The following is a 12929-nucleotide window of genomic DNA, read 5'->3' on the forward strand; positions in this document are numbered from 1 at the left end:
TGGTGTTGGGGGAGGAGAGGGCAATTTTTCGACGGGCCGCCCCTAGAAAAATTCGCCCCCTCGGGGGGCAGCGACCCGCGAAGCGGTGGAGCGTGGGGGCTTAACCTGCAGCGAAACTGGTGTAGCTGGTTTCGTCCATCAGAGCGTCCAGTTCAGCAGGCGCAGACAGCTTGACCTTGAAGAACCAGCCTGCACCCATGGGATCGGTATTGGCCAGCGCCGGGTCGGCGCGCAGGGCCTCGTTCACTTCGGTGATCTCGCCGGTCACGGGCATGTAGACATCGGCCGCCGCCTTGACGGACTCGACAACGCCAGCAATGTCCTTGGCAGCAAACGACTTGCCCACTTCGGGCAGGTCCACAAACACCACGTCGCCCAGCGCGTCTTGCGCGTGGTGGGTGATGCCGACGGTGGCGATGCCGCCTTCAACGTTCAGCCATTCGTGGTCGGGGGTGTACTTGATGGACATGGTGCTTGGCTCCTGAATTAAGGGATGAATAAATGAGGGGAGTGGAAGAGGTTAACCGCGGAAATAGTTGGTCGGCACAAAAGGCATGGCGCTGACCACCATGGGCACCGGCTTGCCGCGCACGATGGCCACCACCTGGGTGCCCAGCGCACTGAAGGCTGCGTCCACATAGGCCATGGCCACGGGTTTGTCGATGGTGGGGCCGAGCAGGCCACTGGTGACTTCACCGATGCGCTTGCCATTGCCGTCCTGCAGCTCGGTGTGGTCCCGCACAGGCACACGCTCCAGCGCGATCAGCCCTACGCGTTTACGGGATTCTTCCAAGGGTTTTGAGCCTGTAGCCCCCGTCGACGCTGATAGTGCTGCTAGTATTTTGGTAGCACCTGGGAATCCACCTTCGCGTGCACCCCCTGTGCGGCGCACCTTTTGTATGGCCCAGTTCAGGTTGGCTTCTACCGGGTGGGTGGTCTCGTCGATGTCGTTGCCATACAGGCACAGGCCTGCTTCCAGGCGCAGCGAGTTGCGGGCGCCCAGGCCGATAGGCTTGACTTCGGGTTGGGCCAGCAGGGCGCGGGCCAGGGCTTCTGCCCGATCCTTGTGCACTGAAATTTCAAAACCGTCTTCACCGGTATAGCCGCTGCGGGTCAGGAAAACATCGATCTTTTGCGTGCCGGTATCCACCGTGAAGTTGCCGCCGGTCATAAACACCAGCTTTTCGACACCTGGCGCCAGGCGGGCCAGGGCGGTGACAGCCTGCGGGCCTTGCAGCGCCAGCAACGCATGGTCGGGCATGGTGATGACTTCGCAGCGGTGGCCTATGCGGTACTGGATGTGGGCAATGTCGTTGACCTTGCAGGCGCCGTTGACGATCACAAAAATCTCGTTGTTGCCCTTGTTGAAGAACATCAGGTCGTCGATGATGCCGCCATCGTCATTGAGCAGCAGGCCGTAGCGTTGTTTGCCCACCGGCAGGTCGATGACGTCTACGGGGATCAGGGATTCGAACGCCGCTGCGGCATCCGGGCCGACCAGGCGCAGTTGGCCCATGTGGGACACGTCAAACAGGCCGGCTGCCTTGCGGGTGTGGTGGTGTTCGGCCATCAGGCCCGCGGGGTACTGCACTGGCATGGAGTAACCGGCAAAGGGCACCATGCGGGCGCCCAGTTCGATGTGCAGGGCGTTGAGGGGCGTTATCAACAGCGGGGATTCGGTGGGAGCGGACAAGGGCAGTCTCCAGACGGCTGGGGGGCAATGGACTATCCACGGCAATAACTGTTTAGTCAATGCCATGGGCTGGTTTGCCCCCGCTGTCCGCTTTACCTGAGAGATTCGCCGGGCTTGCTGCACACAAACGGTGCGCAAACTGCGGTTTGCTCCTTCGGTGGACGGCATCACGTGTGGTGTGCCGCCTCTCTCCAGTGGGGATCGTCCTGCCCTATCGCTAGGGCAAGGCGTTTGTCAGTCCTTTTGCCTGAGCGTTCAGACTGCTGCAATCAGCGGTCCTGCGCCTTCGGCGGTTTCCTCGGGGGAAACTCTCTCCTGACCCGCGGATTCTAAACCAGTGTGTGCGAAAGTCCGACCAAGACCAAACTGTCATGGAATCAGTGCATGATGTTTGGGTACGCAGTCGCGGGGGCGACGATCTGTACCACCAGAGGCCGATTGAAGAGGAATTCATATGAACTTTTTATTCAACATTCGCATCCGGTCCCGATTGCTGTTGCTGCTGGCGTTTTCGCTTGCAGCACTGTTGGCGTTGGGGGCTTTCTCGTCACTGACCATCCAACGCGAGACCGATCGCGCCACGGCGTTTATTGACGGCGAGTTTGAGGCGGTCCAGGCGGTGAGCGAGGTACGTGCGGCCATTGGCAATGCCCGCCGTTACGAAAAAGACGTGTTTTTGAACATGGGCGACGAGAAGGAAACCCTGCGTTACACCGATCTGTGGAAGGCTGAGATTGCCGTGATACGCGGGGCGATAACACGGGGCCTGACCTTGGCCAGCCCTTCAGAAGCGGCCATGCTGGAGGGCATGCTCAAAGGCATTGACGGGTATGACAAGGGATTCAGGGGCATTCTGGGCCAGTTGGAGCGTGGGGAACTGAACGACCCCTGGGCTGCCAACAAGGCCATGACCCCACTCAAGGCCGACATACGGCAGGCCGACAAGGCGCTAGCTGACCTGAGCGTTTCAATCTCCACCCGGGCGGTTGAACAGCGCAAGGCGCTGGCGGTCACGGGCAACCAGGCGCCCTGGTTGGTGGCGGGTGCCACGGTTGGTGTGTCGGTGTTGGCCACGCTGCTGGTGCTGGCCATCATCCATTCGATTGTGTCGCCCATCAAACATTTGCAGGACACGGCCGATGCATGGGGCAACGGGGATCTGACCGCGCATCTACAAGCAGGCGGCAGGGACGAGATTGGTGACGTGCAGCGCGATCTGGGCAGCATGCATACGGCATTGGTTCGGTTGGTAAGCGAGGTTCAAAGTGGTGTGGACATTGTGCGCAACAACACCGCGGAAATCACCCACGCCAACGGTGATCTGTCGGCCCGCACCGAGCACGCAGCGGACTCCCTGCAACAGGCGACCGCATCCATCGACCAGCTCTCGGTGGCCGTGGAACACACCGCTGGCTCTGCCCTGCAGGCCGTTCGCACCGCCGCACAGGCCATGCAAGATGCCCAGCGCGGCGGGCACGTGGTGGCCGAAGTGGTTCACACCATGAAGGACATCAATACGTCGTCGCACAAGATTGCAGACATCATCAGCGTGATCGATGGCATTGCGTTTCAGACCAATATCCTGGCACTGAATGCCGCCGTGGAGGCTGCGCGGGCCGGAGAGCAGGGTCGTGGTTTTGCCGTGGTGGCCAGCGAGGTGCGGAGTCTGGCCGGGCGATCCGCAGAGGCTGCGCGCGAGATCAGGGCGATTATTGTTTCCTCTGTAGAAAAGGTTGAACAAGGCTCCGCGCTGGTGGAGACTGCGGGGCAGACCATGCGCGAAATTGTTTCCAGTGTGGGCAATGTTTCAACGGTGATCGAGGCGATCCGTGTGGCTGCCAATGAGCAGGTCGAAGGCATACGCGCTATCAGTGCGGCGATGGGCGGGCTGGACCAGTCCACCCAACAGAACGCGGCCATGGTGCAGGAGTCAGCAGCTGGAGCCCGGGGCCTGTCGGCAGAGGCGGATCAGCTGCATGCGGCGGTTTCGGTGTTCCGGTTGACGTCGGGTAGCGGTGTGGGGCGTGGCCCGTTTGCCGTGTTGCCGGCACACGGTTAGTCCCCCGCAATTGGGCAGATTAAACTCAGGCCATTGCAGGCCCAAAGGGCATGCGCCCGTTCTGAGGAAAATCCCTGCCGATGTTTGATCCACTGTCCAAAGCCGAGCTGCAGCAGGAACGCGTGTCCCTGCCCGTGCTGGTGACGGTGGGGCTTGTCCACATTGCGCTGTTGTGGATGATGTTGCAGGCGGCGGCGCCCGCCCTGCAGGTAACGCGTAATGTGGTTTACCAGCTGCTGAATCCCATCACCCCGCCCAAAGAGCGCCCGCCCACCCCGGCGGTGAAGGCGCCACGCGAAGTGCGAGATGTCAAGGCCCCGGTCTCCACCACCAACGCCATCCAGGTCGACAGGGTTGCCAAACGCCCGGTGGAAAAACCACCGCAGAAAATTGCCGAAGTGGTGCCGGTGGTGAAACCCGTGCAGCTTGCGCTGGAGCCCGTGCCCGTTCCGCCCCCCACGGTGGTGCCTCCCCCACCGCCTGCTCCTGCGCCAGAACCGATTCCAGTACCCGTGCCCGTGCCGGTGGTGGAGCCTGCGCCGGCCCCCACGCCAGTTCCGGTGCCCGCCCCGGCGCCTCCACCGGTGCCTGTGCCCACGCCCGAGCCAGCACCCGTGCCAGTGCCAACACCTACTCCGACACCCACTCCGGCGCCTGCGCCAGCCCCGACCCCAGCGCCTGCACCGGCACCTACGCCACCAGCGCCCGCGCCCGCGCCCGCGCCCGCGCCGGCTCCACCGGCCCCTGCGCCAGCACCCAGTCCCGCACCGGTTGCGCCCACCCCAGCACCAGCCCCGGCCCCAGCGCCCAGTCCCGCGCCCGCCCCGGCCCCGGCCCCAGCCCCGGCGCCCGCACCCACAGCCGCTCCCGCACGGGCTTTGGCCATCACGCCGGTGGAAAAACCCGCTGCTTCCGGCCCCGCCGCTGCGGCGCCAGGTGGCGGACCTGCCGGTGGATCGCCAGCAGCCGCTGGCGGCCCCAGTGGCTCCGGCATCATTTACCCGGACTACATGAAGATGCAGCCGCGCCAGAAGAGTTTTGCCGAGCTGGCCAATGAGCAACTGAACCCGGGTGGCCGCAAGAATAAGTTTGTCGCGGCCATGGAGGGTGCAGCCACCCCCGATTGCCTGGGCAAGGAGCAGACCGGCACGGTCAGCCAGGGGCAGGTTAATTTTGGCGGTCTGCTGGCGGGCCCGGCGCTCGCCGCGCAGGCTCTGCAGGGCAAATGCAAATGAATACACATTTCACAGGAAAACTGGTCATGAACCCTATCTCCTCTTTCGTTGTTGTGCCCCGCTCTGTGCGGGCTTTTCAGACCGTTGTGGGTGCCAGCGCATTGGCCGTGGCTTGCCTGTGCAGCGCGCCTGCACTGGCACAGGCGCCTGCGGCAGCCCCCACAGCAACCGCGCCGGCTCCGGTTGGAAATGTGGTGGCGGGTGACAACGCGGCGCAGGCCATGTCACCAGCGTTGGGCAGTGCGGCCACCAGCGCCCACCCCAATCCCTATGGTTTGCAAGTGGCCTGGGGGCAGGGCGATATCGTGACCCGCACAACCCTGATCCTGCTGGTGCTGATGTCGTTGCTGAGCTGGTATGTGATCGTGTCCAAGCTGCTGGAGCAGCGCCGCCAGGCCGCGCAGGCACTTGCGGCCCGCACGGCTTTTTCCAACGCAGACTCATTGCAGAAAGGTGCCACCGCCTTGAGCAAGGAAAGCCCGTTCCGTTTTCTGGTCGACTCCGCGATGGACGCACTGCGCAAATACGAGGCGCTGGCCGGTCAGGTCGAGGTGGGCGCCTGGTTGAGCCAGGACATTGTGCGCAACGTCAGCACCCTGCAGATGCGCATGCAGTCCGGCCTGTCCATACTGGCCACGGTGGGTTCCACCGCGCCGTTTGTAGGCCTGTTCGGCACGGTCTGGGGCATTTACAACGCGCTGGTCACCATTGGCTCTACCGGCCAGGCCTCCATCGACAAGGTGGCTGGCCCGGTGGGTGAGGCGCTGATCATGACGGCACTGGGCCTGGCCGTGGCCGTGCCCGCCGTGCTGGGCTACAACTGGCTGGTGCGGCGCAACCGGGTCGCCCTGCACAGCGTCAAGGGTTTTGGCTCAGATCTGCACACGCTGTTCCTGATCGAGATTGAAAAGAGCCGGCGCGTTGCCAGCCGGACCGCCGCCTAACCATGGCCATCAGTTTCGACTCCGCCGGTGATGGCCTGCACGGGCCGGACAGCGACGACGAGATGTTGTCCGAGATCAACACCACGCCCCTGGTGGACGTGATGCTGGTCCTGCTGATCATCTTCTTGATCACTATTCCCGTAGTCAATGCGGCGGTTGCCGTGAAGCTGCCACGCGAAAGCAACCAGTTGCGCCAGTTGTTTCCCGAGACAGTCATTGTGTCGGTGGATGCAGCTGGTTCCAGCTACTGGTTCGATGTCAAACTGGCTACGCCAGACCTATTGCGTCAGCGACTGGCCAAGATCGCTGCGCAAACGCCGCAGCCCGAGGTCCATATCCGCGCCGACGCAGGGTCCGACTTTGCGGCCGTGGCCCGGGTGGTGCTGGCCTGCCAGACAGCGGGCATAGCGCGTATAGGTTTCCTGACCGAACCGCCCCCCTGAGCCGAGCACCCACCATGGCCATTGAATTCCACGACGACGAAGCGGGTGAAGACCAAGACCACGCCGAGCCCAGCATGAACACCACGCCGCTGATCGACGTGTTGTTGGTGTTGCTGGTGATGCTGATCATCACCATTCCTATCCAGTTGCATTCGGTCAATATGGATTTGCCCGCCGGTCTGCCGCCGCCCGACGCGCCCGAGCCGGTGGTCGTGCGGCTGGAAGTGTCCAGTAGCAACCAGGTGCAATGGAACGGTGAGCCGGTGGCCGACCGCGCCGCGCTGGATGCGCGCTTCATGCAGGCGGCCCAGCAGGCAAAGCAGCCCGAGATCCATGTGCATGCGGATGCCAAGACCAAATACGAAACGGTAGCGGCCGTCTTGACTGCAGCGCAACGCCAAGGCTTGCTGAAAATTGGTGTGGTGGGGCTGGGCGCTTACGCTAATCCCTGACTAAGCGGCTGCAGGTGCCTGGGGTGCCTGCGTGACGAAGTGCAGCACCAGCTTGTCATGCTGGGTCAGGTTCTTGAACGCCAGGCCTATGTAATACGACGCATCGTTGGCGCCGCGGTTGTTGTGGCAAATGCTGGCGGTCAGGTTCAACTGCACCGGTGCGTTGTCAAACGTCACCGTCAGGCCCAGCGTAACCATATCGCCCACGGTGGCCAATGCCGAGCTGGTCTTGATCATGGCGCCCTGCAGGCTGATGTCGACCAGACTGGCCTCTTGAGGGCCTATATCGGCACCGCCGTTCTTGGGGGGTACGTGCACGGTGGACGGCCATGAGGTCTTGGTGCGCATGCTTTGCCGCACCAGCGTGGCATCCACCTGGGCCGGGTAGGCCAGCAGTGCGTAGGCAAAGGGTTTTTGGAAGGTTTGCAACACCTTGCTCAGGAATGAAAACTCGTACTGGCCGGTAAAACCCCGCACCACGCAGATGTCGCCTTCGTCCAGCTCGGTTTTCACACCGTCAGGCCCCAGCGGACCCACCATGACTCCCTTGCCTTCGATGGCACCGTAAAACTGCGCCTCCTTTTTGCTGGCACCTTCCGCCAGGCGGCGGGTCTGTAGCGCCATGCCGGTGCGCAGGCCCAGGGCTTTCAGGGGTACGCGGCTGACATTGGGAGTGGCTGCGGCGGCGTCTTCTAGGCTCATGGGTGCGCTTTCAAGTGCTTTATCGGGCTTACACGGCTTGGCTACTGGCTAAGATAGTACACCGGCAAAGCGTCGGTTTTGGGCGTTGGCCGACTCAAGGAGACCAGAATGAAACACTCGCGCACCCTGACCACTCTGTGCATGTTGGGGCTATTGTCAGCCTGCGCGGATATCAATGACACAGGTCTGGCAGCCCTGGCCACCCGTGTGACGGCCTATGCCATCGTCAACGAACAGTTGGTTCAGGGCGAAATGACGCTGTACACCGACCGCACCGGCACCGTGGCCTTGCGGGTCGACGTGGCAAAACCGGCGAATGACAACCCGTTTGACTTTATGAGCCCCGCAAAACCCTTAGCAAGCCCCGTGGAGCGCCCCATCCTGAACAGCTGCCTAGGCCGTTTTCGTTATACGGCCACAACCTATGGCGTGATTGACCTGCGCTGCAACGAAGGCTCCACCGCCGAAATACGCATGGCGCTGATTGGTGAAACACGGGGTTATGGCTACGGACAAACCGCCACAGGCCAGGCCAGCCTGACCTTTGGCATGGCGCCCACCGAAGCACGGGCGCACCTGAGCGTCCCGCCCGGAAAACAGCTGTGGGAAACCAATAGTGCATCGGGGCTGGAGATGCGATGAGCGATAGCGCGCAGTGGGGTAGCCGGTGAGCGCAGAACACGTCGACTGTGTGGTCGTAGGTGCCGGTGTGGTGGGGCTTGCCGTGGCGCGCGCCCTGGCGCTGGCTGGGCGCGAGGTGCTGGTGCTGGAGGCCTGCCATGCCATCGGCACCCAGACCAGCTCGCGCAACAGCGAGGTCATCCACGCCGGCATGTATTACCCCACGGGTTCACTGAAGGCCGAACTGTGTGTGCGTGGTAAGGCGTTGTTGTACGCCTACTGCGCGGAGCGCGGCATCGGCCACAGCCGCTGTGGCAAATTCATCGTTGCCACAGTGCCGGACCAAGTGGCCAAGCTGCAGGCGATTCAGGACCGCGCCATTGCCAACGGTGTGCACGATCTGGTGTGGCTGGACGCCGCCCAAGCCCAGGCTGAAGAGCCCGAACTGCACTGCATCGCCGCATTGCATTCGACTTCCACAGGCATTGTGGACAGCCATGGGCTGATGCTGTCGCTGCTGGGGGATATTGAGAACCTGGGCGGGATGCTTGCGTTAAATTCGCCTCTAGCCCTCGCGGAATATAAGGATAGTGCTATTGAATTGGTAGCGGTTGACGGAACCCGGCTACTTGCCAAAACGGTGGTCAATGCTGCGGGCCTGCAGGCGCCAGCCCTGGCTGGGCGCTTTGCCGGACTGGCGCCGCGCCATGTGCCCCAGGCTTACTTCGCCAAGGGCAGTTATTTCACCCTGAGTGGCCGCACGCCATTTTCACGCCTGATCTACCCGGTACCGGAAGAAGCTGGCCTGGGTGTACACCTGACGCTGGACCTGGGTGGCCAGGCGCGTTTTGGTCCGGATGTGCAGTGGGTGGACACGCCCGACGACACCGAGGTGCAGGCTGCACGCGGCGACGCGTTCTATGCCGAAGTGCGCAAGTACTGGCCAGACTTGCCCGATGGCGCCCTGGTACCGGCCTACGCAGGCATTCGCCCCAAGATCAGCGGCCCCGGCGAGCCCGCCCGGGACTTCTGCATCCAGGGACCCCAGGTCCATGGTGTGCACGGTCTGGTCAACCTGTTTGGTATCGAGTCTCCGGGTTTGACCAGTTGCCTGGCAATCGCCGAAAAGGTGGTGGCTTTGACGCGGTAAGTCAGGTCTTGAACTTCAGAAGGTGCACCATCACACGTGCGGTGGTGAGGTCAAAGTCGATAAAACTGTTCAGATCGGCACCGGCCAACCACGATGCGGCCCAGTGGTTTTGTTTCAGCGTGTTTTTCCACACGTCCTGCACCGTGGCACGTTGCACGGCATCGACCATTTCTTCGCGGCGTGCGGCGGCCACGCCGGTCCCGGTAAAAACGCCCCGCCAGTTGGCCATTTCCACCTGCACACCCTGTTCACGAATGGTGGGGATGCCAAACATGCTGCGCCTGGACGACAGGCCGATGGCGCGCAACTTGCCTTCGGCCAACTGCGTGCTGAATTCACTGAATCCTGAGATGCCCACCATCGCCTTGTCGGACAACACGGCAGACACCACGTCTGCACCACCGGCAAACGGCAGGTAGTTCAGGTCTTGCGGGTTGGCGCCCACCGCGCGCGCCAGCACACCGGCAAACATATGGTCCACGCCGCCAGCCGAGCCTCCGGCAATGGGCACGGTTTTGAGGTTCTTCTGCATCGCGCTGGCCAGGTCGGCCACGGTCTTGATGGGTGAATGGCTGGCGACCACCAGCACCTCGAAATCACTGGTCAAACGCGCCACGGGCTGGATGTGGCCCAGGTCCACGGCGGGTTTTTGCAATGCCACCGCGCCCACCATCACTGCACCACCCATCAACAGACTGTTGGGGTCGTTTGGGTACTTCTCGGCGTAGTAGGCCAGGCCCAAGGTGCCACCCTTGCCACCCTTGTTTTCATACTCGACCTCGTCCACCACCCCGCTGGACACCATGGCACTGCCCAGGGCGCGGCCCGTTTGGTCCCAACCGCCACCCGGGTTGGCGGGGATAACAATGCGCAGTTTTTGCGCCAGTTTGGAGGCGTTCTTTGGCTTGACCGCTGCAGTTTGTGCCATGGCAGCGGGCCATGTGCTCCCTAACCAGGCAGCGGCGGTAGCGCCCAGGATGTGGCGACGTTGGGGGTGGTACATGACAGGTTTCTCCGATGGGTGGGCGTGGGGCCGATGGTGCGGCTCCAGCCTGTCAATCGGCTGTCCAAAACCCTAGGGAGAAACCCGCTATGGCTTGCGCGGCGCCTGGCTTTTGATCGCCTGGGCCGCGTCCTTCACAAGTGGTGGCCCTTGGTAAATCAGCCCGGTATAAATTTGAACCACGTCGGCCCCGGCCTGGATCTTGGCCACGGCATCGGCCGCACTCATGATGCCGCCCACCCCAATGATGGGGAACTGTGGCCCCAGTGCCGCACGCAGCTGCGTGATCACACGGTTGCTGGCCTCAAACACCGGCGCACCTGAGAGGCCTCCGGCTTCTTCGGCATGGGGTAGGCCCTTGACCGCATCGCGACCCAGGGTTGTGTTGGTGGCCACCACGCCATCCATGCCGTGGCGCATCAACGTGGCGGCAATCACGCCGACCTGGGTTTCGTCCAGATCGGGTGCGATCTTCACAAAAATCGGGATGCGTTTGCCGTGTTTTTGGGCCAGCACCGCGCGCCGCTCGGCAATCGCGCCCAGCAGGCCGTCCAGTGCCTCATCACTCTGCAGGGCCCGCAGGTTCTTGGTGTTGGGGCTGGAGATGTTGACCGTCACATAGTCGGCATGGGGGTAGACGCCGTCCAGGCAGATCAAATAGTCTTCGGTCGCGTTTTCAATCGGTGTGGCGGCGTTTTTGCCGATGTTCAGGCCCAGCAGCAGGCTGTGGTTTTTCTGGCGGCGCAGGGCCGAGCGCTGCACATTCGCCACAAAGGCGTCCAGCCCGTCGTTGTTGAAACCCAGGCGGTTGATCAGCGCGTTGGCCTTGGGCAGGCGGAACATGCGCGGCTTGGGGTTGCCCGGCTGGGCCTTGGGGGTGACCGTGCCCACCTCGACAAAACCAAAACCCATGGCGCCCAGGCCGTCGATGCAGCGGGCATTTTTGTCCAGCCCGGCGGCCATGCCCACGCGGTTGGGAAAGCGCAGACCGGCCAGTTCGATGGGGTCGTCCACCCGGCTCTCACAGTAGGCCATTTGCAGGGGTGTGCCCTGGGTGTGTGCCAGGCCGGCCATGGTGATGTCGTGGGCGGTTTCGGCATCCAGGTTGAAGAGGGCAAGACGGGCCAGGCCGTAGGGGACAAGAGACATTGGATAATTCCTGTAGCAAATAATTTCTAACTTCCCCAATTTTCGCTTATGACCCTATCCAACTCTCCCGCAGCCGCACCGGCAACCCCGCTGACCCAGGATCAGCTCAAAACCCTGGTGGGCCAGGCGGCCCTGCAATACGTGGTGCCCGGCGAAATTGTGGGCGTGGGCACCGGCTCCACGGTCAATAAATTCATCGACGCACTGGCTACCATGAAAGACCAGATCAAGGGGGCCGTGTCCAGCTCGGTGGCTAGCACCGAGCGGCTGCTGGCACTGGGCATTCCGGTGTTTGACTCCAACGATGTGCCACGTCTGTCTGTCTATATCGATGGTGCTGACGAGATTGATGGCAAAGGCCACATGGTCAAGGGTGGCGGCGCAGCACTGACACGCGAGAAGATTGTTGCGGCCCAGTCCGACCGTTTTGTGTGTATTGCCGATGAATCCAAGCTGGTGCAGACACTGGGCGCTTTCCCACTACCCGTCGAGGTGATTCCCATGGCCACGCAACGTGTGATTGCCCAGTTTGCGGCCAAGGGAGGGGTAGCGAAAGTGCGCCTGAAAGACGGCAAACCGCTGGTCACCGACAACGGCCAGGTCATTGTCGATGTGACCGGTTTGCAGATCACCGACCCGGTGGCGTTTGAAGCCGAGGTCAGCCAGTGGCCAGGTGTCGTGACCGTAGGCGTGTTTGCGTTTCAGCGGGCCCAGGTCTGCCTGCTGGGCACGGCCAGCGGCGTGAAGACTCTGACGTTCTAAAAGCCCAAAGCCCCCGCGTTAAAACGTGATGCCGGCTGGGTTTGCCGGGTTGGCGGTGGGTTGCGGTGGGGCTACGGGCTCAGAGGCTGTCGCCGAAGCCGCTTTTTCGGCAGCTTTGGCGGCGGGTGAGCCCGTTGGCAGCGGAACCAGGGGCGTGGGGGGCGCATTTTTGTAGGCTGCGGGCAGGGCTGAGCTCTTGGGGTAACCCGCCGCATCCAGGTACTGCGTCCACTCCGAATCCGAGTAACCGCGGATGCGTTGGCCGCCCACCGTAAGGTATGGCAGGGATGTATCGCCTGTCAGGCGTTGCAGGGCAGCCCTGTCTTCATTGGTGATGACGGTGCGCTCACTAAAGGGTATGCCACGGCTGGTCAACATGGAGCGGCCGCTATCACAGGGCGCACACTTTTCAGAGGTGTACAACACCACCGGATACTTGGTTGCGACCTGGCGCAACTCAAAGGGCAGGCTGCCATTGTTGCTGGCCGCAGCGGCGGCACCCACTCCGGTGGTAGCCACCTTGCCTTGCTGGGCATTGGCGGGTGGTTTGTCCGAAAAAGTGACTTTGCCGTCAGGTCCGACGATGCGGTAAACAGCCTGTGCCTGGGCGCCCAGAGCGCAGAGCAGGGCTGCGCCGCCCAGCAGCAAGGCGGTAGTGCGTTGTGAATTGTTGTTCATGTGCGAGCTCCTGTTCGATAGGCGTAGTGTTGCATAAC

Annotated in this window: 14 protein-coding genes and 2 riboswitches; of the genes, 8 read left to right on the forward strand and 6 right to left on the reverse strand. The window is 62.6% G+C overall.

Going from position 1 to position 12929, the window contains the following annotated elements; genetic code table 11:
• Positions 1-100: 100 nt before the first annotated feature.
• Together gcvH and gcvT are read right to left on the reverse strand one after the other, a co-directional pair.
• On the reverse strand, positions 101-469 hold the full coding sequence (gene gcvH / locus HZ993_RS00795) for a glycine cleavage system protein GcvH (RefSeq protein ID WP_209395385.1): 369 nt from the start codon (positions 467-469) through the stop codon (positions 101-103).
• A gap of 51 nt (positions 470-520) precedes the next feature.
• The gene (gene gcvT, locus HZ993_RS00800; RefSeq protein WP_245213769.1) at positions 521-1693 is read right to left on the reverse strand and encodes a glycine cleavage system aminomethyltransferase GcvT; all 1173 of its coding nucleotides are present in this window, start codon (positions 1691-1693) and stop codon (positions 521-523) included.
• Positions 1694-1766: 73 nt separating this feature from the next.
• Positions 1767-1898: riboswitch (glycine riboswitch) on the reverse strand.
• A gap of 20 nt (positions 1899-1918) precedes the next feature.
• Positions 1919-2021, reverse strand: a riboswitch (glycine riboswitch).
• Positions 2022-2147: 126 nt separating this feature from the next.
• Between gcvT and HZ993_RS00805 the strand changes: the two genes are divergently transcribed.
• The 5 genes from HZ993_RS00805 to HZ993_RS00825 all read left to right on the forward strand — a co-directional run bounded on the left by HZ993_RS00805 (position 2148) and on the right by HZ993_RS00825 (position 6826).
• Positions 2148-3752, forward strand: coding sequence for a methyl-accepting chemotaxis protein (locus HZ993_RS00805; protein ID WP_209395387.1), 1605 nt, complete (start codon positions 2148-2150; stop codon positions 3750-3752).
• 80 nt (positions 3753-3832) lie between these two features.
• Positions 3833-4987 (forward strand): hypothetical protein, encoded by a 1155-nt coding sequence (locus HZ993_RS00810; RefSeq protein WP_209395388.1) that lies wholly within the window; start codon positions 3833-3835, stop codon positions 4985-4987.
• A gap of 26 nt (positions 4988-5013) precedes the next feature.
• Complete coding sequence (locus HZ993_RS24915) at positions 5014-5931, forward strand: MotA/TolQ/ExbB proton channel family protein (protein WP_209395389.1); 918 nt, start codon at positions 5014-5016, stop codon at positions 5929-5931.
• Between the two features lie 2 nt (positions 5932-5933).
• A complete protein-coding gene (locus tag HZ993_RS00820; protein WP_209395390.1) occupies positions 5934-6374 on the forward strand; it encodes a biopolymer transporter ExbD in 441 nt (146 codons plus the stop codon).
• A gap of 14 nt (positions 6375-6388) precedes the next feature.
• A complete protein-coding gene (locus tag HZ993_RS00825) occupies positions 6389-6826 on the forward strand; it encodes a biopolymer transporter ExbD (RefSeq protein ID WP_209395391.1) in 438 nt (145 codons plus the stop codon).
• Here the strand turns inward: HZ993_RS00825 and HZ993_RS00830 are convergent, their stop codons facing one another.
• Positions 6827-7528, reverse strand: coding sequence for a PilZ domain-containing protein (locus HZ993_RS00830; protein ID WP_209395392.1), 702 nt, complete (start codon positions 7526-7528; stop codon positions 6827-6829).
• Between the two features lie 108 nt (positions 7529-7636).
• Between HZ993_RS00830 and HZ993_RS00835 the strand changes: the two genes are divergently transcribed.
• Together HZ993_RS00835 and HZ993_RS00840 are read left to right on the forward strand one after the other, a co-directional pair.
• Positions 7637-8170 (forward strand): hypothetical protein, encoded by a 534-nt coding sequence (locus HZ993_RS00835; protein WP_209395393.1) that lies wholly within the window; start codon positions 7637-7639, stop codon positions 8168-8170.
• 25 nt (positions 8171-8195) lie between these two features.
• Positions 8196-9299, forward strand: coding sequence for an NAD(P)/FAD-dependent oxidoreductase (locus tag HZ993_RS00840; protein ID WP_209395394.1), 1104 nt, complete (start codon positions 8196-8198; stop codon positions 9297-9299).
• A 1-nt stretch (position 9300) separates the two neighbouring features.
• Here HZ993_RS00840 and HZ993_RS00845 read toward each other — a convergent pair whose 3' ends face one another.
• Positions 9301-10302 (reverse strand): tripartite tricarboxylate transporter substrate binding protein, encoded by a 1002-nt coding sequence (locus tag HZ993_RS00845; RefSeq protein ID WP_209395395.1) that lies wholly within the window; start codon positions 10300-10302, stop codon positions 9301-9303.
• A gap of 87 nt (positions 10303-10389) precedes the next feature.
• A complete protein-coding gene (locus HZ993_RS00850) occupies positions 10390-11451 on the reverse strand; it encodes a quinone-dependent dihydroorotate dehydrogenase (RefSeq protein ID WP_209395396.1) in 1062 nt (353 codons plus the stop codon).
• Positions 11452-11499: 48 nt separating this feature from the next.
• On the opposite strand from HZ993_RS00850, the gene rpiA reads away from it, so the two are divergent.
• Positions 11500-12213, forward strand: coding sequence for a ribose-5-phosphate isomerase RpiA (gene rpiA / locus HZ993_RS00855; protein ID WP_209395397.1), 714 nt, complete (start codon positions 11500-11502; stop codon positions 12211-12213).
• Positions 12214-12231: 18 nt separating this feature from the next.
• Here the strand turns inward: rpiA and HZ993_RS00860 are convergent, their stop codons facing one another.
• Positions 12232-12891 carry a DUF4124 domain-containing protein gene (locus tag HZ993_RS00860; protein WP_209395398.1) on the reverse strand — a complete coding sequence of 220 codons (660 nt, stop codon included), beginning with the start codon at positions 12889-12891 and terminating at the stop codon, positions 12232-12234.
• Positions 12892-12929 lie beyond the last annotated feature (38 nt).

It is taken from the genome of Rhodoferax sp. AJA081-3, assembly GCF_017798165.1.
Classification (GTDB): Bacteria; Pseudomonadota; Gammaproteobacteria; order Burkholderiales; family Burkholderiaceae_C; genus Allorhodoferax.

Coding starts and splice junctions, on each gene's coding strand:
- gcvH (WP_209395385.1), bottom strand. CDS start 469: ATGTCCATCAAGTACACCCCCGACCACGAATGGCTGAACGTTGAAGGC.
- HZ993_RS00805 (WP_209395387.1), top strand. CDS start 2,148: ATGAACTTTTTATTCAACATTCGCATCCGGTCCCGATTGCTGTTGCTG.
- HZ993_RS00810 (WP_209395388.1), top strand. CDS start 3,833: ATGTTTGATCCACTGTCCAAAGCCGAGCTGCAGCAGGAACGCGTGTCC.
- HZ993_RS24915 (WP_209395389.1), top strand. CDS start 5,014: ATGAACCCTATCTCCTCTTTCGTTGTTGTGCCCCGCTCTGTGCGGGCT.
- HZ993_RS00820 (WP_209395390.1), top strand. CDS start 5,934: ATGGCCATCAGTTTCGACTCCGCCGGTGATGGCCTGCACGGGCCGGAC.
- HZ993_RS00825 (WP_209395391.1), top strand. CDS start 6,389: ATGGCCATTGAATTCCACGACGACGAAGCGGGTGAAGACCAAGACCAC.
- HZ993_RS00830 (WP_209395392.1), bottom strand. CDS start 7,528: ATGAGCCTAGAAGACGCCGCCGCAGCCACTCCCAATGTCAGCCGCGTA.
- HZ993_RS00835 (WP_209395393.1), top strand. CDS start 7,637: ATGAAACACTCGCGCACCCTGACCACTCTGTGCATGTTGGGGCTATTG.
- HZ993_RS00845 (WP_209395395.1), bottom strand. CDS start 10,302: ATGTACCACCCCCAACGTCGCCACATCCTGGGCGCTACCGCCGCTGCC.
- HZ993_RS00850 (WP_209395396.1), bottom strand. CDS start 11,451: ATGTCTCTTGTCCCCTACGGCCTGGCCCGTCTTGCCCTCTTCAACCTG.
- rpiA (WP_209395397.1), top strand. CDS start 11,500: ATGACCCTATCCAACTCTCCCGCAGCCGCACCGGCAACCCCGCTGACC.
- HZ993_RS00860 (WP_209395398.1), bottom strand. CDS start 12,891: ATGAACAACAATTCACAACGCACTACCGCCTTGCTGCTGGGCGGCGCA.